This is a genomic window from Snodgrassella sp. ESL0323, from assembly GCF_013346865.1.
GTDB lineage: Bacteria > Pseudomonadota > Gammaproteobacteria > Burkholderiales > Neisseriaceae > Snodgrassella > Snodgrassella alvi.
Genome location: NZ_JAAEDT010000012.1, coordinates 129,577 through 153,484 on the forward strand (window position 1 = coordinate 129,577; position 23,908 = coordinate 153,484).

The following is a 23,908-nucleotide window of genomic DNA, read 5'->3' on the forward strand; positions in this document are numbered from 1 at the left end:
ATCCCTTTAAACAGATCAGGCAGATTGTGTATGTCTGGTTTTTGCAGCCTTTAACCGGGCTTCTTTGCGAATGGCTCCTTCCTGAAAACGGCGAGCCTCTTCTTCGCTGGCAATACATAGCGGCGGTACAACTGTAGGTTTGCCGTTTTTGTCTACAGCAACCATGCTGAAATAACAACTATTAGTGTGACGTGCACTGCGATGCTGGATATCCTGTGCTTCCACGCGAATACCAACTTCCATAGAAGTTCGGCCGACATGGTTAACTGACGCATAAAAAGTAACGAGTTCGCCCACGTGAATTGGTTCTTTGAATATTACCTGATCAACTGATAATGTTACTACATATTCGCCAGAATAACGACTGGCACAGGCATAGGCTACCTGATCCAGTAGCTTGAGTAAATCTCCGCCATGTACATTTCCGTGAAAATTTGCTAATGCTGGAGTCATAAGTACAGACATGGAAAGCTGATGCTGCGCACCTTGCGGTGGTAAAGGTGTAGGTTTCATGGAATAGCCTCTGATGTGTATTTCTGTATTAATTATTGTCTTTCTATGAAGACTGATTGTTATTATAGAAGCTATTGATAGTTATAACCAGCGCCGTCTGTAGAAATAAATTAATAAGCTAATAATTATAGTCGCCATAAGACCGAGTACCACAAAATAACTATAATGCCAGTGTAATTCAGGCATGTTATCAAAATTCATCCCATAGATACCGGTAAGGACATTCAGTGGCATGACGATGATAGTGATAACGGTAAGCATGCGCATTTGTTCATTCAGATGGTTTGACTGATAGGATAAATGCACATCCATCATGCCCATTACAGTATCTCGTGCACTGTCGAGCGTTTCCATTAATTGCTGGGTATGGTCATACACGTCAAGTAAATAAACATGGGTGTTCTGACTGAACATGGAAAATTCTCCGTGTACAATTCGGCCGACAATATCACGGATAGGGGAAAGGGTACGGCGCAGATTACTGGCATCACGTTTTAACTGGTGGATCAGAATCAGTAAGTTTTTATTACTGTTGCTAAACAGGCGTTTGTCTACACCTTCAACCCGATTATCGAATTCATCTACAGTAACGAAATAATCATCAATGATACGATCCAGCAATGAATACGCCAGAAAATCAATTCCTTTGCGGTAGATATCGCTGTAATTATGCTGAATATATTTACGGATAATATGCAGTAATCCGAGCGGTTCAAACTGGAAAGTAATAATATAATTCTGACCAATGATGATATAAATCTGGTTATATTGCAGTTTTTGTTTTTTATAAACAAAAACTCTTGCGGCTACAAACAGATAATGTCCGTAGTCTTCAATTTTCGGACGCTGCTTGCGACTAAGCATGTCTTCCATGGCCAGTTCATGGATATTAAAAGGCTGTAATAGCTGATGCAGCTGTTCGTTATCAGTAATACCAATCAGGTGAATCCATGTAAGACAGTCTGTATCAGGTGCCGGTATGTTTTTACTGCATATATCATCGCCGGTGAAGCTATGATTGATTAGTTGCTTTTCTTTAATCCGGATAATAGTCATGGATTGTGCCGGCATGTTGCTGACATTGCTGCGATGTACCAGACTAGGCAGATTATGGGTCTGAGCCAGTTTGTTACTGGAAACATTCGGCGTTGTACTCATGGGACATCCTTGACTGATTTCTGGTTTACATGGCTTTGATTTCTAACTGTAATCCAATTTTCTGCCATAAAACAGATTCCTGCAATAAGACACTGTCAGTAAGCGGATTGTGTTTTAACCATTCTTTACCCAGGCTGATGGTCAGTTTCCTTAACTGTTGGTCATAGTGAATGTCACAATGATTCACCGGTATCTGAATGTCTTGCCGTGCACGGCAGAACAATGCAGCCAGCCGTAGTGACAATATACCCAGCCAGAGCATTTCCTGCTGACTGAATTCGGCTATTTTCCGTAGGTCGCCGCGCTGTCCTAATACCATTGTGGCCAGAATATGCTGTTCTTTACGTGAAAAACCGGGCATATCAGCCTGATCGAGAATATAGGCTGCATGCTTATGAAAACCAGTATGGGAAATATCCAGACCAATTTCATGTACCAGCGCAGCCCAGTGTACATATTGCTGCCATTGTTCCGGATGATCAGGAGAGACAGAGGCGGACAGATGATTGAATATCATTTGAGCCAGCACGGCTACCCGTTCTGCCTGGATGGTGTCAACATGATATCGCTGCTGAAAATCAGCTATAGTCTGGTTGCGCATATCATCACCAAGTTGTCGTCCGATCATGTCGTAAAACACACCATCCCGCAGTGCGGCATCGGTTACTGTCATTTCGCTGATATTCAGTTCGGCAAAGGCGGCAATCATTACAGCCAGTCCGCCGGCAAAAACCTCTGTCCGGTCTGATTTTAAGCCTTCCAGTTTGGCTTTTTTGGTGCTTCCGGCTGCAATAATATGATTGGCAATTTTGTGCATTTGTGTTGCGGTAATTGCATCGATGGTTGTGTCACCGGCTGCAATCACATCGCGAATAGAGCGGGCAGAGCCGGAGGTACCAATAGCGTGATGCCAGCCAATATTTTTGAGTGCGACGGAAATACGCTGAATTTCTGCCCGTGCATTGTTGACTGCGGCCTGAAAATTTTTATGGTGTATTTTACCGCGCGGGAAGAACCGCATACTGTAGGAAACACAGCCAAGATTCAGGCTTTCAGTAATGGCAGGCTGTAAATCCTGTCCGATAACAAATTCAGTAGAGCCGCCACCAATATCTATTACCAGCATGTTTTCACCCTTAGGCGGTAAGGTATGAACCACACCGGTATATATCAGTCTGGCTTCTTCGCGTCCGGCAATAATATCAATCGGAAAACCCAGTCTGGCTTCGGCAAGCGGTATAAATTGGCTGATATTTTTGGCAACGCGAAAAGTATTGGTTGCAACAACTCTTACCTGATCAGGATTGAAACCACGCAGCCTTTCTCCAAATCTGGCCAGACAATCCAATGCGCGTTGCTGAGAATCCTGATCAAGATTTTTTTGTTCGTCCAGTCCTGCTGCCAGCCTTACCATTTCTTTGATGGAATCAATAACCTGTAAATGGCCGTTCTGATTGTGGCAAATCTGGAGACGAAAGCTGTTAGAGCCTAGGTCTACAGTAGCGAGCATGTCTTGCGTGGTCATAATAAATATTTTTTAGTTCAGATAGGCATAATGTTACCGTATCCCTACCACAACTGCCATGAAAGGCTGTTTTACCAAATGCTGCCGGCGAAAATGATACACAAGTAACAGTGAATTTTATTTTTGGATAAAAATAAAAAGAGGAAATTTGTGATTGAATGTACTTAAGTATTTTGGCAGAGCTGAATACTTTTCACTTTACGTCCAAACAAATATAACCATCATTTACCAGTTTAGTTTAAAATAAGTGAGATCCATCATACAGACAATAATAATTTTCAAATTATCATGCTTGTTAGTTTTTTTGGAAAATCATGTTTTGACTAGTATATGAAAATAAAATTATTAATTAATGATATTAGAGGCTTCAAATTAAGCCCCAATAAAGGTGTTAGTTTTTATATTGAAGATGATAATACAAAAATTCTAATGGATTGTGGATCTGAATGGAGTGAGAATTTAACTCTAAATAACATAAATTATATAGTTTTATCGCACGGTCATTATGATCATTCTGGTGGAATAAAACATGTAAATATAAATCAGGATGCATTAGAAAAAATAACGCTGATAGCGCATCCTGATGCATTAGAAAAAAGATATGCCATCAATCCATTAAAAACTCGATCGGATGGCAGGTTATCTTTGGAAAAATTGAAAACAAAATTTGATATAAAGTTAACAACAGAAGCTCTTTGGTTAACAAAAAAAATGGTATTTCTTGGTGATGTTGGTGGATGCAAATTACCCACAGGAATTATTAAAACTGATAATAAAATAAGGTTAGACTATATTAATGATGATTCTAGTTTAGTTTATTGTTCAGAAAAGGGATTAGTCATTATTACCGGATGCAATCATGCTGGTTTGAAGAAACATATAAATAAAGCTATCAGAATAACTGGGGATAAGAGAGTTTATGCAATAGTTGGTGGATTACATTTTAATGGGCTTTCGGTATTAAAATTACCATTCGTGCTTAGAATTTTAAAAAAAACAAATACGACTAATTTTTATACATGTCATTGTACAGGTAAAATTGCAGAAAAAATATTAAATTCAAAAAAAATGTCTACTGGTGATATATTAGAGTTTATATAATCTATATTTTGTCTTAATGATAGTGTTGTTATGTTAAAAACTTTAAATATGTGATGGCTTGTTTGTCGACCAATATCATAGAAGAGACATCTGCCCACTTTTTTGGCGAAGATCGCTTAACACTAGGATATAGGTGTATTAGTGAAGTCATAGAAAATGACGACATGATGTATTACTCTCTCAAAAGAGAATAAATGGGCAAGAAATGGTACAAAGGGTATACTAATCATATTTGCAAAATTGAATATGAAAATTTTTTCATTCTTAAAGACTTAACATTTGCTATTATGCTGGCAGATTGCAGAAGTGTATAAAGCTTGAGTCAGCTAAAATCCGGATACAATTCAGACCGCTTTATCCCACAGATAAAGCGGTCTGAGAATCAGCTTGAGACTAATATTTTACAGACTGTAATACATTTCAAATTCAAGCGGATGTGGTGCCATACGGATGCGTTTTACATCATCGCTCTTGAATTCAATATAGCTGTCGATCCAGTCCTGACTGAATACGCCGCCACGGGTTAAAAATTCATGGTCTGCTTTCAGTGCTTCCAGTGCCTCTTCTAAAGAAGCACATACGGTTGGTACCAGAGCATCTTCTTCCGGTGGTAAATCGTACAGATTTTTATCTGAAGGATCGCCCGGATGAATTTTATTCTGGATGCCGTCCAGTCCCGCCATTAACAAAGCGGTGAAAGCCAGATAAGGATTAGCGGTTGGATCCGGGAAGCGAGCTTCGATACGGCGGGCTTTTGCACTGGCAACGTACGGAATACGGATAGAAGCTGAACGGTTTTTGGCAGAGTAGGCCAGTTTAGTCGGGGCTTCAAAATGCGGTACCAGGCGTTTGTAAGAGTTGGTTGACGGATTAGTCAGCGCATTCAGTGCTTTAGCATGTTTAATGATACCGCCGATGTAGTACAAAGCCAGATCAGACAAGCCGGCATAGCCGTCACCAGAAAACAGATTTTGTCCGTCTTTCCAGATAGACTGATGTACATGCATACCGGAACCATTATCACCCAGAATAGGTTTTGGCATGAAAGTAGCAGTTTTACCAAAGTTGTGCGCTACATTCTGGATGACATATTTCATATCTTGTGTCCAGTCAGCACGGCGTACCAGTGTATTGAAACGGGTACCGATTTCCATCTGACCGGCAGTGGCAACTTCGTGGTGATGTACTTCTACCGGAATGCCGATCGCTTCCAGTGTCTGGGTGCAGGCAGAACGTAAATCCTGACCGGAATCAACAGGTGCTACAGGGAAATAGCCGCCTTTAACGCCCGGGCGGTGTCCGGTATTCTGACCGTCATATGATTTACCGCTAGACCATGCGGCTTCTTCAGAATGAATTTTATAACGGGTACCGCTCATATCGGTTTGCCATTCTACGCCGTCAAACACGAAAAATTCCGGTTCCGGACCAAAGAATGCAGTATCACCGATACCGGTTGATTTCAGATAAGCTTCGGCACGTTTTGCGATGGAGCGCGGATCACGGTCGTAACCCTGACCATTGGCCGGATCGATAACATCACAGGTTAAAACAACTGTGGTGTCATCATAGAAAGGGTCAATAAATGCTGTCGATGCATCTGGTCTCAGAGTCATATCGGAAGCCTGAATTCCTTTCCAGCCGGCGATGGAAGATCCATCAAAAGCCTGACCGTTTTCAAACCATTCTTCAGGGTCTTCCAGCACAATTCTGGCTGGCACGGATACGTGCTGCTGTTTGCCTTTTGTATCGGTAAAGCGCAAATCAATGAATTTGGCATCATTTTCTTCAATCAGGCTAACTACTTTTTTTATTGACATATTTAAGGCTCCCATTAAGGTCTGGAGAGTGACAAACTCTCCGGCAAGTTAAAGTGATTCTGCCACATTCAATTTGTAAAAAAAACGCATTGATGTAAAAAAAGCCGGTTTTTTATAATGGATTAAATTAATTTATTTAAAAACATGTTGTTATATATATCTATTTTGGTTTATATCAGAATTTGTGAACTATCAGATTTAGTTATTCAATACAGAAAAATTTAATAAATCAAATACCGTCAGGAAATAAAGAAGAGCCAGGTTGATGTATCAGGCAAAATATTAACGGTAAATAAAGGGCATTATTTCAAATTTTCTTATGTAATTGATTCGGAATGCTGATATTTGAATCGAATCGTATTGATTTGTTTCAGCCCGTAAGTTATCTGTTAACTCATAATTAACGGGCTGAAATTGATAAATATTAATTATTTATTTGATTTTTCCGTATTTTTTCAAAATTGCTAACAGTTGATCCTGTGGTAGTGCCTGAACCAGATTGTGGTCACGACCTTCCATGGTTTCAGCTGCACATAAAGCATTTAATACTGCTTCTTCAACTGCTTCTACTGTGGCAATATAAAGTGGATCAATAATTTCATCGCTCAGCATATCAATTTTGCTGATGCCCAGACTGTAAGCATTTTCATTAGCGGTAGAGAAAGCCAGAAAAATGTCGCCGGAACCGTTATCACCATAAGCGCCAAGTAAGCCGATGCCAATAGGGACACGTTTGGTGAGTTTACTCAGTTGCCAGGGAAGTAACGGGGCGTCGGTAGCCAGAATCACAATGATAGATCCTGTTCCCGGTTTGGGGGCAAAAGTATTAATTACTGGCATGGTTTCAGGGCCAAATTCATCTTTCAGCGGAATACCACAAATTTGAAAAGTATCGCGCATACCATGGTTGGCCTGTACCAGTACACCCAGAGTAAATTCACCGGCTTCTGTGCTTACTATACGTGATGCGGTGCCGGTACCACCTTTGAAATCATGGCAGATCATGCCGGTGCCACCACCGACGTTACCTTCAGCAATGGCACCTGCGTGTGCATTATTTAAAGCCTCAAGTGCATGTTCAGGCCTGATATGAAAACCATTGATGTCGTTTAATAATCCGTCCCATGTTTCGCCCACTACCGGATAAAAATATCCTACGCCGTCAACAGGCTGACCATTGTTAACATATGGAAAATAAAAATGATTATCTATCATCCATTTGCTGGTGGTATCGCGAACAATACCTACGCTGTTAGTATTGGTAATGAGTACCGGACCATGCATTAAACCTGAATCATCCAGCCAGTGTGTGCCGGTTAATTCTCCATTGCCGTTTAAATCATGCCTGCCGACGAATACAGCACTACGTTGTTTACCTCTGGGCAAAATAGCGGTTACACCAGTACGGGCAAAGGCTGAACCCGGACCTGTATATTCATCCGGTGTACCATAGATAACGGTACTGTAGCCAACTTCAATGCCGCATACATCGGTTATCGCATTGTTTTTGCCAGTGGTGCCGGTTAGAGGAATTCCTAATTCCCGTGCACGTTTCTTAGTCATAATATTTCTCCTTTTTACATGTATCATGTTGTTTATCTTGATTATATTGTAAATATCAGCTTTTGCAGCATTTTTACAATAATTGTTTGAAATTACTGGTGGTGTACGGCTGCTGCTCTTTTTTTGCTTTAAGAGCGGTAAGTAATGCCTGGTAACGACTGCGGGTCAGTGGATAACCAATGGCACACAGTGCAGCAATAATGCCGGCTAATGCATGAATCCATGTGTTTAATTCCAGAATAGCCTGTTGTGCCAGTGGTGGCTGAATAATGGTTTCCTGACCTGTGGATGATATATATCCATGTTTCTCCAGATAAAAACCAATAAACCAAATGGCCAGTGCACTACCGAATTTTTGTAAGAATGACATTAGGGCTGTAATTGCTCCTTCTCTTCGTTTGTTGTTAATAAAATCATCCAGCTCACTAATGTCGTACATCATGGAATAATATATAGTCCAAAAATAACTATTACCAAGTTGCAGCAGAATTAAAAAAATTATCAGCATAGTTCTGTTAGGAAATCCGCAAAAAAAGAATACGCCTGTGCCTATTGAGCTGATGAGCATAGACAGATAATAGACATTTCTTTTATCAAATTTCTGCGCGGTATAATTTACAGCGGGAAGCCAGGCAAGAGCCAGTAAGCTGTAAATCAAAAAACAGATCGCAGCATCTTTTTCGCTGTATGCCATGTTGTTTAAGAATAAATAATATAAGGCTCCGGTACTGAGCGCGTAAGCAGCCGACCAGAAAAAAACTGATGCGCCAAGAAATTTACTTGATGAAAGACGCCAGATTTCAATCATATTACTGATAACTTCGCGAATAAAAGCCAGAAGCCGGTTTCTGCTGTGTATTCGGCTTGTTTTTTGCCGGACAGGCAGTTCATAACCACGAGTCAGAAACCAGCAGGTGAGTCCGCTCAGTAAAGTCAGAACAGCAAATATCACACTCACGCCGTGCCAGCCGCTGCTGACATTGAATCCATGATCTACAATCCATTTAACAATCAGCGGCGGAGCGGAAGAAGATACAAGAACGGCTGCATTAAGTGCATAACCCGCCCATACCCGAAGCGAAGTACGTTCATCAAAGTTATTGGTCATTTCTGCACCTAAAGTGTAGAAAGGTATGACGTAAATTTTGTAAGCAGACCAGAACAGAATGGCAATTATGGTGAAATAAACCGTTTTCTGATTGGTGCTGAGAGATGAAATATCAGTATAGAGCAGTAACAATAGCAGGGTATATGGCAGAATAGCTGCCAGCATTAATGGTCTGCGCCGCCCCCAGTGTGAACAGATATTATCTGAAAACTGACCGACCAGCGGATCAGCTACAGCATCCCAGATAACAGCAATCAGAACAATGGTACCTGCCTGAGCAGCAGGAATGCTGGCAACGTTTGTCAGAAAAAAAAGATAAAAAACATAAAAAAGATTATAGGCGAGTGAATCAGCCATTTGTCCGATGGCATACCCCAGTTTAACGTGTAAGGGTAATTTATTGAATGTGTGAAGAGTGACAGGCCGGCGAGTATGCATGATTCATCCTGATAAAAACTATATCAATTGGCATTGCAATATGCATTGCATAAAAATTTTTGCTTCAGATACTGGCCTGATATCAAATTATTTTTTGAACGTGCTGATTGATTAAATGCCAGCTGATTGATAAGTAGTTTTGTGTTTACCTGGATGTAGTCAGGTTTTATTACAGCTAATCGATAATCCGAAAATTAAAGAGTAAGCGTGGGTAAATCATACGGTAAATTGAAGTTAAATAAAAATAAATTTTTACAATTGTTGCTAATTTGTCTGGTTTTCAGGCTAAAAAATTAATTTTATTCAGGCAGAAGTTTATTTAGCGGCCAGATATGCATGCGTATCAAAGCCAGCGTCTGCTTATCATGAAAGAAAAATTAATGGTTTTATGATAGGGTTTTGTCTTTGACCAGTGTAGTCTGGATAATGGCAACAGTTATTTACATAGCAGAGGGGAGTCAATGAGTATATTTGCAGTATTGGGTAATCCTGTAGCGCATAGCCGTTCTCCGCAAATTCATCAGGCTTTTGCTGCTCAGCACGGTCAAAAGTTAATTTATGAGCGGCGTCTGATTGCTTTAGATGATTTTGCTGCACAAGCCAGAGAATTTTTTAAAGCTGGTGGAACCGGGGCTAATGTTACTGTGCCTTTTAAGTATGAGGCTTATATTCTGGCTGATGTGCTGACTGAACGGGCTAAAGCAGCAAAAGCTGTTAATACCTTATTCTGGCGCAACGGACAGTTGCTGGGAGACAATACTGACGGTATTGGTCTGGTGCGGGCAATTGAAGAATTATTGTCTTTTTCTCTGAGTAATAAACATATATTACTGCTAGGAGCGGGTGGAGCAGCGTGTGGTGTCATTCAGCCACTTTTACAGCAACTGCCGGCTTCACTGACCATTGCTAACCGCTCAGCAGAAAAAGCGCAGCTGCTTGCTCAGGAGCATAATGTAAAGTGGTGTGCGGTAACGCAGATAAAACCGGAATATGATGTCATTATCAATGCTACCTCAGGTAGTTTACACGGGCAGAAATTACCTGTGTCTGCGCCAGTACTGGCCAGAGCGCAACTGGTTTACGATATGATGTATTCGGCAAAACTAACCCCTTTTTTGCTTCAGGCTCATGAAGCAGGGTGCCGGCATCTGGCTGATGGTCTTGGTATGCTGGTAGCGCAGGCAGCAGCCTCATATGCATTGTGGCATGGTTTTAATCCTGATATCCGGCCGGTAACCGAGCAGATACGTAAAGAAATGGAACGGTCATGAAAATCGTGCGTAATTTGTTAATTGTACTCGTTACGCTGTTTTTGCTGTTTAATGTTTATATTTATGGCAGTCTGTTAATCTATCGGACAGTGGCACCGCACCGCACCATGTTTATGTTGTTACGTATGCATGAGCTGGTTGAAACCCGTCCGGATACGCAGTTGAATTATCAGTGGGTAGCTTACAACCGTATTTCGCCAAATCTGAAAAAAGCGCTAATTGCTTCAGAAGATGCGCGTTTTGCCGAACATGATGGTTTTGACTGGAATGGTATCCGTACGGCAATTAAAAAAAATGAACGTCAGGGTAATATTAAGGCTGGCGGGTCAACCATCAGCCAGCAGCTGGCTAAAAATCTGTTTTTATCTGAAAGTCGCAGTTACTGGCGTAAAGCAGAAGAAGCAGTGATTACTTCGCTGCTTGAAGCTACAACCAATAAAGACCGGATTTTTGCACTATATCTGAATGTTATTGAGTGGGGATATGGGGTATACGGTGCCGAAGCGGCCAGTGAAACGATTTATGGACGAACCGCCATGCAGTTGTCTCCGCAACAGGCAGCCAAACTCGCTGCGCGTGTACCCAGGCCGCTTTATTACATTGATCATCCGCGAGATAAAGAAATTCGCCGTAAAGCCAATGTAATTTTACGGCGAATGGGTTCTGCACAATTGCCGGATAATGACCAGTAACTGCAAAGAGTATTGGTTAATTAGTCACTCCGGATTAACCGCGTCGGCGTAAATCTTCTACTTCATCCAGTAATTGCAGAATCAGTGCAGTGGCACTCGCGCTGGCATCAAAATCACGATGAATACGCCATGCACGGCGGGCAATAGCCATATGATAGCCACTATAGCGCGCCAATTGCGGTTCCTGTGCAACAGGAATAACGCTTTCAGCAATCAGGCTTAATATCCAGTTACTCTGATTGTCACAGGCACGAACCAGATCATCAAAGCTTAATTCAATATCTTGTTGATTTTTATTCATTCTTCGCTCCTGTTATCAAACATGATTCTGGGGTTTAAAACCGGCATAATGCGTGGCAAGTGCCTGCCATGCGGCACGGTCTGCTTCATTACTGGCTTGTGGCAGCACAATATTTATCAGCAGATACAAATCACCGGCTGCTTTTGCCGGTATACCTTTACCTTTCAGGCGCATTTTCTGCCCGTTGTGGCTGTTGGCAGGAATATTGACACTCAGTTTGCCGGCCGGAGTAGTAATATCTGTTTTACCGCCTAATGCAGCAGTCCAGGGAGCGACGTTGATACGCTGGTAAACATCTTTACGGTTCTGGACATATAAATTATCCTGATTACGGAAACTGATTTTTAAATATAAATCTCCGGATGAACCACCGTTAAAACCAGGTAATCCTTGACCGCTAAGCCGGATTTGCTGACCTTCAGTAATACCTGCTGGAATTTTTACATTGAGTGTTTTACGCTCATAAGCCATTTGTCCCTGAGCATTCAGTGTAGGCATATCCAGGGATAAATTACGCTGTGCTCCCTGATAGGCTGCGGCAATATCAATAACCAGCTCAGCATGCTGGTCTTCTCCGCCTACCGGACCGCTTCGGCGTTGTTGAAAGCCTTGTCTTGCACTGCTGCCGAAAGCAGAGAACAAATCGTCAAAACGAAAATCGCCATTGCCAAAGGGGCCGTTCTGGCCAAAGTGACTCGGGTCAAAATCATACTGCTGATAACTATAATCACCCTGGCTGCCTCCAGCCTGCCGGCCGCTATGTCGGAACGGGTTATCCAGCATTTCATCATATTCAGCCCGTTTTTCCTTATCATGTAAGGTTTCATAAGCAATATTGATTTCACTAGTTTTAGCTACGGCATCAGGATCTTTACTTACGTCTGGGTGATATTTGCGAACCAGTTTACGATAGGCTTTTTTGATATCGTCTTCGCTGGCCTTTCGATCAACACCCAGAATTTCATAATAATTGCGTTCAGCCATATTTTATCCTTTGCTGAAATTTCTATTCGTTTTCAAAATACTATTTAAATCAAAATAAGGTCAAATAATTAAGATTTAAAGTGCTTATTTTGGGTAGTAAAAACAATTAATAAAATGTATATTTGTGTTTTAATTATAGATAAATAAAAATGAAATGATTAAATTTTGAAGTCTGAAAGAAATTAAAACTTGATTTAATAATGCGGTAAAGAAAAATTGTAATAATCCAGCTAATATGATATTGATTAGATTAAATAAATTATAAATTGAGATTGAAAATAACAAAAAGTGAAATAATTTTATGGGATCAATTTATGATAATTGTTTAACATATAAACTATAAATAAAATTCTAAGAAATTAAAACTAAGATAAAAAATAAAGAAAATCTCATTTGTCTGAATAAAACTGATATTGATAACTTGATTTAGGTTTGGTTGTTTAAAGCAGCGAATAAACAAATATGATTACTCAGTAATAGCGTTTGTATAAAATAAAATTTATTTGTTAATAAATGTCAACTAATGTGCAGAAGTTCAAAAATAATTCCAATTCTGAATTTATTAATAAAAAATAGTTTTTGTTAATGATAATTACGTATTTGGTATTAATATAACTTATTATATTTACTTTTGTTTTATCTAATTACCTGTTTTTGGCATAGTAAAAATCATTTACCACGTTCTGATAAACTTTCTGTGATGATTTGTTTACTTGTTTTAAATCAGAAAATTGGTGTAAAAATACATTGCTGTTTAGGTATTACGCTGGTACGATTTAAACGAAAATACAGTATGTTGCATCACAATAATATATGCTTTTATTCAACTAAGATTATGCAGATTTATTGTAAGTTGTTTGAATTTATTTGTATTTCTTTTAATCAATTTGGTAAAGCATCTGGTTAATAAAGAAAATGATAAATGAAATAGCAACAACATAAAGTGTTTTGTTCATGACTCAATCCCAAATGAAAGAGGATATTGCTATGTCTGCTGACTTCCATGATCAAGATATCGATCCGATTGAAACCCAGGAATGGCTGGATTCGCTCAGCTCGGTGCTGAAAGAAGAGGGACCTGAACGTGCGCATTATTTAATGGAAAGCCTGGTGCGCTATATCCGCCGCCGGGGTATTTATATGCCGTTCAGTGCCACAACAGCCTATCTGAATACTATTCCTGTTGGTAAAGAAAAAAAATCACCGGGTAATCATGAATTAGAGCACCGAATCCGATCACTGGTGCGCTGGAATGCAGCAGCACTGGTATTAAATGCCAGCAAAAAGAATCTTGAGCTGGGCGGGCATATTGCCAGCTTCCAGTCTTGTGCTACTTTATATGATGTTGGTTTCAACCACTTCTGGCATGGTAAAACAGATAATCAGGAAGGCGATCTGGTATTTTTCCAGGGTCATAGTGCACCTGGTTTCTATGCACGTGCATTTGTTGAAGGCCGTTTAACTGAAGAACAGATGAGTAATTTCCGTCAGGAAGTACATGGTAATGGTCTGTCTTCTTATCCGCATCCATGGCTGATGCCTGACTTCTGGCAGTTCCCGACAGTATCTATGGGTCTGGGACCAATCCAGGGTATTTATCAGGCTCGTTTGCTGAAATATCTGGAATCCCGTGGTCTGGCGAAAACTCAGGGTCGTAAAGTATGGGTATTCTGTGGTGACGGCGAAATGGATGAGCCGGAAAGTCAGGGCGCAATTGCACTGGCTGCCCGTGATGGATTAGATAACCTAATTTTTGTTGTTAACTGTAACTTGCAGCGTCTGGACGGACCGGTACGCGGTAACGGTAAAATTATTCAAGAACTGGAAGGCAACTTCCGCGGTGCCGGCTGGAATGTATTGAAAGTAATCTGGGGCAGTAAGTGGGATGCATTGCTGGCCCAGGATAAAGATAATCTGCTGAAAAAACGCATGGAAGAATGTGTTGATGGTGATTATCAGATGTATAAATCACAGAATGGCGCATATGTGCGCGAACATTTCTTCAATACGCCTGAACTGAAAGCCATGGTGGCTAATATGTCAGACGATGAAATCTGGTCACTGAACCGCGGTGGTCACGATCCGCATAAAGTGTATGCCGCTTACTATGAAGCCGTTAATAATCCGGATGGCCGTCCTACTGTAATTCTGGCCAAAACCATTAAAGGTTATGGTATGGGTGCTTCTGGTGAGGCGCAGAATACTGCTCACCAAGCTAAGAAAATGGATATGAAATCTTTGAAACAGTTCCGTGATCGTTTCCAGATTCCGGTAACTGATGAAGAGATGGAGCATACTCTGCCATTCTTCCGTCTGCCTGAAGACAGCGAAGAAATGAAATACATGAAAGAGCGCCGTGCTCAACTGGGTGGCTTCCTGCCTTACCGTCATCCTGATTCTGAGCAACTGCCAATTCCGCCATTAAGTGAATTTGAAGCTCAGTTGCAGGATAGCGGAGACCGTGAATTCTCTACAACAATGGCCTTCGTACGTATTCTGAGTACACTGCTTAAAGATAAAAATATCGGCAAGCGGATTGTGCCGATTGTGCCGGATGAAAGCCGTACATTCGGTATGGAAGGTCTGTTCCGTCAGTATGCTATCTGGAATCCAAAAGGTCAGATTTACACTCCGCAGGATCACGACCAGCTGATGTTCTATAAAGAATCTAAAAATGGTCAGATTTTCCAGGAAGGTATTAATGAGCCGGGTGCAATGAGCTCATGGATTGCTGCTGCAACAAGCTATTCCAATAATGATTGCCCGCTAATCCCGTTCTATATTTATTATTCAATGTTTGGTTTCCAGCGTATCGGCGATCTGGCCTGGGCTGCCGGTGATCAGCGTGCCCGCGGCTTTATGCTGGGTGGTACATCCGGTCGTACAACTCTGAACGGTGAAGGCTTGCAGCATCAGGATGGTCACAGCCATATTCAGGCTGAGCTGATTCCGAACTGCATTTCCTATGATCCGTCCTTCTCTTATGAAGTTGCTGTCATTATTCAGCATGGTATGCAGCGCATGTATGTAGACCGTGAAGATGTGTTCTATTACATCACTCTGATGAACCAGAACTATAAACATCCGGCTATGCCGCAGCGTGAAGGAATCGAACAGCAGATTCTGAAAGGTATGTATCTGTTGCAGGAAGGTGGCAGCGGTAAACTGAAAGTGCAGTTAATGGGTTCCGGTGTTATTTTGCAGGAAGTGATTGCTGCAGCAGAACTGCTGAAACAAGATTTCGATGTTGATGCCAATATCTGGAGTGTGACTTCATTTAACGAACTGTACCGCGATGGTATTGATATCGAACGCTACAACCGTCTGCATCCGACCGATACCCAGAAAGTACCTTATGTGACTCAATTACTGTCTGGTCATGAAGGTCCGATTGTGGCTTCAACCGATTATGTACGTCACTTTGCTGACCGTATTCGTGCTTATGTACCACAGGATGTGTTCACAGTTCTGGGTACAGATGGCTTTGGTCGCAGTGATTCCCGTGACAATTTACGTGAGTTCTTTGAAATCAACCGTTACCACGTGGCTGTAGCTGCTCTGAATGGTCTGGCTGATGAAGGCAAGATCAGTAAACAGGTAGTACAAGATGCTATCAATAAATATGGTATCAAGGCTGATGTAGAACCGAGCTGGGCACGTTAATAAACCCAATGCCTGAAGTTCATTCGGATTTCAGGCAGGTTTTGCTGGCTGTGCAAGCTAATGATTGTCGGACGCAGGCTTAAGCCTGCTGTCATCAAAGGACATAATGATGAGTCAGATTGTAGAAATAAAAGTGCCTGATATCGGTAATTATACTGGTGTCGATGTTATTGACGTGGCGGTCAAAGTTGGCGATAGCATTGCGGTAGACGATACCCTGATTACGCTTGAAACAGATAAAGCCACTATGGACGTTCCTGCTGATAAGGCTGGTGTGGTGAAAGAAGTTTTGGTTAAAGTAGGTGATAAAGTATCTGAAGGTAATGTGATTGTGAAAGTAGAAACTTCTGCTGCCGCAAGTGAATCTTCATCTGCTGGTACCACTACCGAAGTTCCGGTTAAAGCAACAACTACCGAAGCAGCCGGTACAGCTGCTCAGTCTGTTGCTGTGAAAGTACCGGACATCGGTAATTTCTCGAATGTTGATGTAATTGAAGTAGATATTAAGGTTGGTGATGATGTGGCTGTTGATCAGACACTGGTTACCCTGGAAACTGATAAAGCGACGATGGATGTACCGTCTACTGTTGCTGGTAAAGTAACGGCTGTACATGTAAAAGTTGGCGATAAAGTATCAGAAGGAAGTGCTCTGATTGAAGTGGCTGTTGCTCCGGCAAGTGCTACTGCCGCACCGTTAACGCCGGAACAAAAAGAAGCTTCTGAAATCAAAAAACAGGTTGCTGCCACACCATCTGCTGAAAATAATGAATTACGTGCCGAAATCAAAAGCCATGTACCTCAGGCTTTTGGCAGCTCTGATATTGATGAGAAAAGTTTTGAAAAAGCCCATGCCAGCCCGTCTGTACGCAAACTGGCTCGTGAACTTGGCGTTGATTTAGGACGTGTAAGTGGTAGTGGGCGTAAAGGACGCATTACCCCTATTGATCTGCGTGAATTTGTTAAATCGGTTATGCAGAAGGTTGAGCAGGGTGGTAGCGGTGCTTCTCTCGGAGGCGGGCTGGATTTATTACCATGGCCTAAAGTAGATTTCAGCAAATTTGGTGAAATTGAAGTTAAAGAACTGTCACGAATCAAGAAAATCTCCGGTCAGAATCTGGCTCGTAACTGGGTAATGATTCCTCATGTTACTTTGCATGAAGATGCAGACATGACGGATCTGGAAGCTTTCCGTAAACAGCTGAATAAAGAATGGGAGCGTGCAGGTATTAAAGTATCTCCGCTGGCTTTCATCATTCTGGCCTGCGTGAAAGCATTACAGGAATTCCCTGAATTTAATTCTTCGCTTGATGGTGATAACCTGATTCTGAAGAAATACATTCATATCGGCTTTGCCGCTGATACGCCGAATGGTCTGGTTGTGCCGGTTATTAAAAACGCTGACCAAAAAGGTCTAAAAGAAATCACGCAGGAACTGGCTGATATGAGTAAGCGTGCCCGTGAAGGCAAGCTGAAACCTCAGGAAATGCAAGGCGCTTCTTTCACCATTTCTTCTTTAGGCGGTATTGGCGGTACAGGCTTTACGCCTATTGTTAATGCACCAGAAGTAGCTATTCTGGGCGTTTGTAAATCACAAATCAAACCGACCTGGAATGGTAAGGAATTTGAGCCGCGCTTACAATGCCCGCTGTCCCTGTCTTTTGACCACCGTGTGATTGATGGTGCAGCCGGTATGCGTTTTCTGGTATTTATCAGCCAGCTGCTGGCTGATTTCCGCCGCGTATCTCTGTAAGTTTTTAAATAACAGGCTGCCTGAAAACAGATTGGTTTCTGGCAGCCTGTATACATGAAATACAGGCAATTACTGTTGTATCTGATGCAACAGTCAGGCAAAAGGTAAGACCATGAGCTTAATTGAATTGAAAGTACCGGATATCGGCAATTATAAAGATGTCGATATTATTGCGGTAGAAATCAAACCGGGCGATACCGTTGCGGTAGATGACACACTGATTACGCTGGAAACAGATAAGGCTACGATGGATGTACCGGCAGAAATAGCCGGTGTGGTGAAAGAGGTTAAAGTTAAAGTTGGTGATAAAATTTCTGAAGGTGGTGTGATTGCAGTAGTAGAAGCTGCTGCTAAACCTGCAGCAAGTGCTCCTGCGGCTGAAAGTGCACCGGTAGCAGCACCTCAGGCAGCCAGTTACTCCGGCAGCAGTGATGCTGAGTACGATGTTGTTGTACTTGGCGGCGGCCCGGGTGGATATTCTGCGGCTTTTGCCGCAGCTGATGAAGGCCTGAAAGTTGCTATCGTGGAACGTTATGCAACTTTGGGCGGTGTTTGTCTGAATGTTGGTTGCATTCCATCCAAAGCTTTACTGCATAATGCAGCTGTAATCGATGAAGTTAAAGAACTGAAAGCCAATGGCATTGAGTATCCGGCACCAAAAATTGATATCGACCAGTTGCGCAGCTACAAGGAAAAAGTAGTAGCGAGAATGACCGGCGGTCTGGCCGGCATGGCTAAAACCCGTAAAGTTGATATTATTCGCGGTAATGGTCGTTATATCGATCCACATCATATTGAAGTCAAACTGACTTCAGGTGAAGGACGTGTTGAAACCGGTGAAACCAAAACACTGGCTTTTAAAAATACCATTATTGCTGCCGGTAGCCGCGTAGTTAATTTACCGTTTATTCCTGAAGATCCGCGCATTGTTGATTCAACAGGCGCTCTGGCACTGAAATTTGTGCCGGAAAAAATGCTGATAATCGGCGGCGGTATTATTGGTCTGGAAATGGGTACAGTGTACAGCACACTGGGCGCACGTTTGGATGTAGTAGAAATGATGGATGGTCTGATGCAGGGTGCTGACCGCGATATGGTCAGAATCTGGCAGAAGAAAAACGAACATCGTTTTGATAATATTATGCTGAATACCAAAACCACAGCTGTTGAAGCTAAAGAAGATGGTATTTACGTGACATTTGAAGGTGCTAAAGCTCCGACACAGCCGCAACGCTATGATTTGGTTCTGGTTGCAGCCGGTCGTGCACCTAATGGCAAGCTGATAGGCGCAGAAAACGCCGGAGTGGCCGTTACAGATCGCGGGTTTATTAATGTAGATAAGCAGATGCGTACTAATGTACCGCATATTTTTGCCATAGGTGATATTGTGGGTCAGCCGATGCTGGCGCATAAAGCTGTACATGAAGCCCATGTGGCTGCTGAAAATTGTGCCGGTCACCAGGCGTATTTTGATGCACGTGTTATCCCTGGGGTGGCTTATACCAATCCGGAAGTTGCATGGGTAGGCATGACAGAAGATCAGGCGAAAAAAGATGGGGTGAAAATCACTAAATCCGTATTCCCCTGGGCTGCTTCCGGCCGTGCCGTAGCCAATGGTTGCAGCGAGGGTGCTACTAAGCTGATTTTTGATGCTGACAGTGGGCTGATAATCGGTGGTGCAATTGTTGGTCCGAGTGCCGGCGATATGATTGGTGAAATTTGTCTGGCTATTGAAATGGGTTGTGATGCAGATGATATCGGTCGCACCATCCATCCTCATCCGACGCTGGGTGAATCAATAGGTATGGCAGCTGAAGTCGCTATGGGTACGTGTACTGACCTGCCGCCACAGCGTAAAAAGTAAGAACTAAAATTCTTATGTTACAGGCTGTCCGGTTATCCCGGATAGCTTTTTTATTGGATGAAAAAAGGTAAATTCGGAAATAATTGATTAAATCAGCTGGTCTGAATTGAATAATATTTGCAAAAAAATATCAGTATCTGATACGTAAATTACATTTAGACATTCCAGTACAGTGCTTATTCGGTTATTATCAAAATAAATATGCTGATAAATCACTATCCGTGTATTGCTGTGAGCTTATATTTTATTAATCAGTATGAGTACAATTGAATGAATATGAACAGCAAAACCTCTTCTGGTATTGCACCCTGGATTATAGGTGGGTTGGTGCTGCTGGCAACCATCAGTCTGTTTATAGGACTAAAACCGATTTTAATGCCTTTTGCCGCAGCCGGAGTACTGGCCTATATTTTAAATCCGCTGGTAGTAAAACTGCATAGTCTTAAGATTTCCCGCTCGCTGGCAGCAATGTTGGTGATGTTTCTGGGACTGAGTGTTATTGTGATTTTGCTGCTGATTGTGATACCGATGCTGATTAATTTGCTGGACAGTATTTATGAGAAACTGCCTGCTTTTCTTGACTGGGTGCATCACAGTCTTGTTCCATGGCTTAATCAGACATTTCATATCCGTATCCGCTGGGATGCGGATTATATGTCCAAGTATGTAGCACAATGGATTCAAACTCATAATGCCAGTATTAAAGATGCCGCTTCAAAAGTTTTACCTGTAGTATGGCAGCATAGCAGTGGTATGGTAGAGTGGGTGACCAATCTGCTGTTACTGCCTTTTCTTTTATATTATTTTCTGCTGGACTGGAATCGCTGGACCTCCGGTATCCGTCATCTGATTCCGCGCCGTGCCTTACCTACTTATAATCGTATCGCTACCAATATGGATACGGTATTGGGCGAATTCCTTCGCGGCGAATTGCTAGTAATGGTAATTATGGGCATGGTTTATGGTCTGGGGCTGGCATTGGTAGGGCTGGAATCCGGATTTGCCATAGGTATGGTTGCCGGTTTACTGGTATTTGTGCCTTATCTGGGTGCTTTTACCGGTTTGCTGCTGGCCACGCTGGCAGCATTGTTGCAGTTTGATGGCTGGACAGGACTATTACTTGTCTGGGGTGTATTTGCCATTGGTCAGTTTCTGGAAAGTTTCTTTGTTACTCCGAAAATTGTGGGCGACAGAATTGGTCTGTCGCCGTTCTGGGTTATTTTCTCATTGATGGCATTCGGGCAGTTACTTGGTTTTGTCGGTATGCTGCTGGCGTTACCACTGGCTGCAATATGTCTGGTATTGATTCGGGAAGGAACTCAGGCGTACTGGAGAAGTGATTATTTCCGTAAATTGCCGGAAAATAGCATAATCAAGGATGAAAAAACACAGCAGGACAAGTAATCTTGGCTTCTTGTTTTTATATGTTGCCTGCTGAAAAAACAACACCGGTACTTGCATTTATGCTGTGAAGTCATTAAAATTCTGCGTTTCATGATTTGTATATGTATGTTAGGAGATATTGATGGCCAATAGTGCACAATCTCGTAAGCGCGCCCGTCAGGCACTGAAACAACGTGCCCATAACGCTAGCTTGCGTACCGCTTTTCGCACTGCGGTTAAAAAAGTATTGAAAGCCGTTGAAGCTGGTGACAAAGCAGCTGCTCAGGTTACCTACAGCGAGAGCGTTAAAGTGATTGATCGCATTGCTGATAAAGGTGTTTTCCATAAAAATAAAGCTGCACGTCATAAAAGCCGCCTGGCTGCCAAAATCAAGGCTATGGCTGCTTAAGCTGATTTTTGTCATTGCATGAGACGATTCTCATGATTGCTATTATCACGAGGCTGTTTCCATTGTGGGCAGCCTTATGTTCTATCTTTGCCTATTATAATCCTGCCGTTTTTATTCCTCTGAAATCTCATATCTCTGAAATGCTGATGCTGGTGATGCTATCCATGGGCATGACGCTGAGAATTGAGGATTTTACCCGAGTATTGAGGCGTCCGGCGCCTATTGCGGCAGGTATTGGTCTGCATTATCTGATTATGCCACTGGCGGCATGGCTGATTGCCAGATTGCTGAACATGTCACCAGAATTGCAGGCAGGAATGGTGCTGGTAGGATGTGTGGCCAGTGGTACTGCTTCGAATGTGATGGTGTTTTTATCCAAAGGTGATGTTGCACTGTCTGTCACAATCAGTGCTTTGTCTACTGTAGTGGGCATTTTTGCTACGCCACTATTGGCAAAACTTTATATAGCTGCATCAATCGAAGTACCTGTCGTAAATATGCTCAGGGAAATTTTGCTGATTGTTGCCTTACCTATTGCTATAGGGGTAAGCATTAATTATTTTGCGCCGAAACTGGTAAAAAAAATTATACCTTCACTACCACTGATAACGATGTGTATGATTATTATTGTGCTATCAACTGTGGTGTCATTAAGCAGCGATAAAATCGGAATAAAAACGGTAATTGTTGTTGCTGGTGTGATTTTGCATAATGCTTTAGGGCTGATTGGCGGTTACTGGGGTGGACGGTTGTTTGGTTTTGATAAATCCATCTGTCGCACACTATCTCTGGAAGTAGGGATGCAGAATTCTGGCCTGGCAGCAGTATTGGGATCTGAATTTTTTGGTTCGATGGCTGCTTTACCGGGCGCAATATTTTCATTATGGCATAATATTTCCGGTTCATTTCTCGCCAGCTACTGGTCGGGAAAGCCTACAGGTACAAGTAACGACCATGTGAAACGTGAAGATGTCAGTTTACATTAATTTGATATACCAAAAAGCCCGGTTATTAGTCCGGGCTTTTTTATTGAATAATGCTTTGCTGAATTAAATATACAGGTATTGATTTTGTATGTATATAGACGAAATTTTGTATTTTAGGATGTGCAGTCAGTACCTGGCATTATAATCAGTATTCATCTTCGTCAGGCAGCGAAGTATCAGCCCACGCCTGCCGGATAGCTGAGTGAATAATATCCATACTAAAACCGCGGTAAGCAAGAAAATGCATACATTTATGTTTTTCTTTTAAGTCAGCGGGAGGCTGACGATATTTTTTTTGCAAAACAGCTATAGCATTATTTATCTGTTGTTCTCTGTCCGGTAAATAATCTGCAATCAGAGCTGCATCCACACCTTTTTGCTTCAGGCTTTGCTCTAAACGCAGATTACCATGCAGCCGGCTTTTACTATTGATATAAGTTTCCGTATATCGCTCATCTGATTGCCAGTGCTTTTGTGCCAGTTCATCCAGTAATGCTTCAAGATTGTCGTTTTCATCTGCATAAGGATGCAGTTTACGTGCCAGCTCAACTCTGCTGATTTCCCTCCGTGCCAGTATGGCAATGGCACGGGCACGTAAACTGATTTTTTGCTTCATGCACGGATTTCGCTGTTAGCATGAAGACGTATGCCATCATCAATCTGAGGCAGATGATCAACAATAATGTCCGGTTTAGTCTGTGTGTTTTTTGCCAGCTGTGCCATATCTGCATAACCCCATGTGACGCCACAACTTAAAGCTCCGGCTGCTTTAGCAGCCAGAATATCATTAGCAGAATCACCAACCATCAGTAAATTTCCGACGGGTACGCCTAATACTTCTGCTGTATGCAATAAAGGCATAGGAGAAGGTTTTTTTTCAGCCAGTGTATCGCCACCTACAACCAAACTGAATGAATCAGCCAATCCAAGCTCACATAATAATTCCACTGCCAGAATTTCATTTTTATTTGTGATTACTGCTAAAGGCAAACCACGGGCACGGAATAATGCCAGTGCGGTTTCTACTTCAGGATAGGGGCGGGTGTGAACACTCAAATGAGTACGGTAATAGGAAATGAAAGCAGTAAATCCCTGTGTCCAGATTGCTTCATCCACCAGACCGTCCCGATTACCACTGAGAGCTCGGTGTACTAGGCTGGATAAACCGTCACCTACATAGGTAGTCAGTTCAGATTCTGGCAGTGATGACAGTCCTAGTTCCGCGCGCATATGATTGGCAGCAGCACATAAATCGGCGATTGAATCGACCAGGGTACCATCCAGATCGAATGCTATGGCATGAATATCATTCCATTTCATGATTGGCTTATTGATTGGGTAAAAGACATGCTTATTTTATCATGTTCAAATAACCAGTA

19 protein-coding genes are annotated in these 23,908 nt (G+C 42.1%); 9 read left to right on the forward strand and 10 right to left on the reverse strand.

The window, feature by feature from the left end; genetic code table 11:
• Positions 1 to 15: 15 nt before the first annotated feature.
• The 3 genes from GY065_RS03725 to ppx all read right to left on the reverse strand — a co-directional run bounded on the left by GY065_RS03725 (position 16) and on the right by ppx (position 3,196).
• Positions 16 to 513 carry an acyl-CoA thioesterase gene (locus GY065_RS03725; protein WP_025330379.1) on the reverse strand — a complete coding sequence of 166 codons (498 nt, stop codon included), beginning with the start codon at positions 511 to 513 and terminating at the stop codon, positions 16 to 18.
• Positions 514 to 594: 81 nt separating this feature from the next.
• On the reverse strand, positions 595 to 1,671 hold the full coding sequence (gene corA / locus GY065_RS03730) for a magnesium/cobalt transporter CorA (RefSeq protein ID WP_084549883.1): 1,077 nt from the start codon (positions 1,669 to 1,671) through the stop codon (positions 595 to 597).
• 25 nt (positions 1,672 to 1,696) lie between these two features.
• Entirely contained in the window at positions 1,697 to 3,196 is a 1,500-nt protein-coding gene (gene ppx / locus GY065_RS03735) for an exopolyphosphatase (RefSeq protein ID WP_174833116.1), read from the reverse strand.
• Between the two features lie 330 nt (positions 3,197 to 3,526).
• Here ppx and GY065_RS03740 point away from each other — a divergent pair, with 330 nt between their 5' ends.
• Positions 3,527 to 4,297: an MBL fold metallo-hydrolase gene (locus tag GY065_RS03740; protein WP_174833117.1), complete on the forward strand. Its 771-nt coding sequence runs from the start codon at positions 3,527 to 3,529 to the stop codon at positions 4,295 to 4,297.
• A gap of 401 nt (positions 4,298 to 4,698) precedes the next feature.
• Here the strand turns inward: GY065_RS03740 and glnA are convergent, their stop codons facing one another.
• The 3 genes from glnA to GY065_RS03755 all read right to left on the reverse strand — a co-directional run bounded on the left by glnA (position 4,699) and on the right by GY065_RS03755 (position 9,226).
• On the reverse strand, positions 4,699 to 6,117 hold the full coding sequence (glnA, locus tag GY065_RS03745; protein WP_025330382.1) for a type I glutamate--ammonia ligase: 1,419 nt from the start codon (positions 6,115 to 6,117) through the stop codon (positions 4,699 to 4,701).
• Positions 6,118 to 6,549: 432 nt separating this feature from the next.
• Complete coding sequence (locus GY065_RS03750) at positions 6,550 to 7,680, reverse strand: P1 family peptidase (RefSeq protein WP_198206653.1); 1,131 nt, start codon at positions 7,678 to 7,680, stop codon at positions 6,550 to 6,552.
• A 73-nt stretch (positions 7,681 to 7,753) separates the two neighbouring features.
• Positions 7,754 to 9,226 (reverse strand): MFS transporter, encoded by a 1,473-nt coding sequence (locus tag GY065_RS03755; protein ID WP_174833118.1) that lies wholly within the window; start codon positions 9,224 to 9,226, stop codon positions 7,754 to 7,756.
• A 461-nt stretch (positions 9,227 to 9,687) separates the two neighbouring features.
• On the opposite strand from GY065_RS03755, the gene aroE reads away from it, so the two are divergent.
• Both aroE and mtgA read left to right on the forward strand, forming a co-directional pair.
• Complete coding sequence (gene aroE, locus GY065_RS03760) at positions 9,688 to 10,497, forward strand: shikimate dehydrogenase (RefSeq protein ID WP_174833119.1); 810 nt, start codon at positions 9,688 to 9,690, stop codon at positions 10,495 to 10,497.
• Positions 10,494 to 11,189, forward strand: coding sequence for a monofunctional biosynthetic peptidoglycan transglycosylase (gene mtgA, locus GY065_RS03765; protein WP_174833120.1), 696 nt, complete (start codon positions 10,494 to 10,496; stop codon positions 11,187 to 11,189). Before aroE ends, mtgA begins: the two co-directional genes overlap by 4 nt.
• A gap of 34 nt (positions 11,190 to 11,223) precedes the next feature.
• Here the strand turns inward: mtgA and GY065_RS03770 are convergent, their stop codons facing one another.
• Together GY065_RS03770 and GY065_RS03775 are read right to left on the reverse strand one after the other, a co-directional pair.
• The gene (locus tag GY065_RS03770) at positions 11,224 to 11,490 is read right to left on the reverse strand and encodes a chaperone modulator CbpM (RefSeq protein WP_025330386.1); all 267 of its coding nucleotides are present in this window, start codon (positions 11,488 to 11,490) and stop codon (positions 11,224 to 11,226) included.
• A gap of 15 nt (positions 11,491 to 11,505) precedes the next feature.
• Positions 11,506 to 12,474, reverse strand: coding sequence for a DnaJ C-terminal domain-containing protein (locus GY065_RS03775; RefSeq protein WP_100116846.1), 969 nt, complete (start codon positions 12,472 to 12,474; stop codon positions 11,506 to 11,508).
• A 954-nt stretch (positions 12,475 to 13,428) separates the two neighbouring features.
• Between GY065_RS03775 and aceE the strand changes: the two genes are divergently transcribed.
• From aceE to GY065_RS03805, 6 genes are all read left to right on the forward strand, one after another.
• Positions 13,429 to 16,137, forward strand: coding sequence for a pyruvate dehydrogenase (acetyl-transferring), homodimeric type (gene aceE / locus GY065_RS03780; RefSeq protein ID WP_370385963.1), 2,709 nt, complete (start codon positions 13,429 to 13,431; stop codon positions 16,135 to 16,137).
• Positions 16,138 to 16,246: 109 nt separating this feature from the next.
• Positions 16,247 to 17,887 carry a dihydrolipoyllysine-residue acetyltransferase gene (aceF, locus tag GY065_RS03785; protein ID WP_174833121.1) on the forward strand — a complete coding sequence of 547 codons (1,641 nt, stop codon included), beginning with the start codon at positions 16,247 to 16,249 and terminating at the stop codon, positions 17,885 to 17,887.
• Positions 17,888 to 17,999: 112 nt separating this feature from the next.
• Complete coding sequence (lpdA, locus tag GY065_RS03790; protein ID WP_174833122.1) at positions 18,000 to 19,751, forward strand: dihydrolipoyl dehydrogenase; 1,752 nt, start codon at positions 18,000 to 18,002, stop codon at positions 19,749 to 19,751.
• A 276-nt stretch (positions 19,752 to 20,027) separates the two neighbouring features.
• Positions 20,028 to 21,155 carry an AI-2E family transporter gene (locus tag GY065_RS03795; RefSeq protein ID WP_174833123.1) on the forward strand — a complete coding sequence of 376 codons (1,128 nt, stop codon included), beginning with the start codon at positions 20,028 to 20,030 and terminating at the stop codon, positions 21,153 to 21,155.
• Positions 21,156 to 21,276: 121 nt separating this feature from the next.
• The gene (gene rpsT, locus GY065_RS03800) at positions 21,277 to 21,543 is read left to right on the forward strand and encodes a 30S ribosomal protein S20 (protein ID WP_025330392.1); all 267 of its coding nucleotides are present in this window, start codon (positions 21,277 to 21,279) and stop codon (positions 21,541 to 21,543) included.
• A gap of 32 nt (positions 21,544 to 21,575) precedes the next feature.
• Entirely contained in the window at positions 21,576 to 22,529 is a 954-nt protein-coding gene (locus tag GY065_RS03805) for a bile acid:sodium symporter family protein (protein ID WP_100116851.1), read from the forward strand.
• 145 nt (positions 22,530 to 22,674) lie between these two features.
• Here the strand turns inward: GY065_RS03805 and recX are convergent, their stop codons facing one another.
• Positions 22,675 to 23,145, reverse strand: coding sequence for a recombination regulator RecX (gene recX, locus GY065_RS03810; protein ID WP_174833124.1), 471 nt, complete (start codon positions 23,143 to 23,145; stop codon positions 22,675 to 22,677).
• A complete protein-coding gene (locus tag GY065_RS03815; RefSeq protein WP_174833125.1) occupies positions 23,142 to 23,849 on the reverse strand; it encodes a phosphoglycolate phosphatase in 708 nt (235 codons plus the stop codon). The genes recX and GY065_RS03815 overlap by 4 nt, the downstream gene beginning before the upstream one ends.
• Positions 23,850 to 23,908 lie beyond the last annotated feature (59 nt).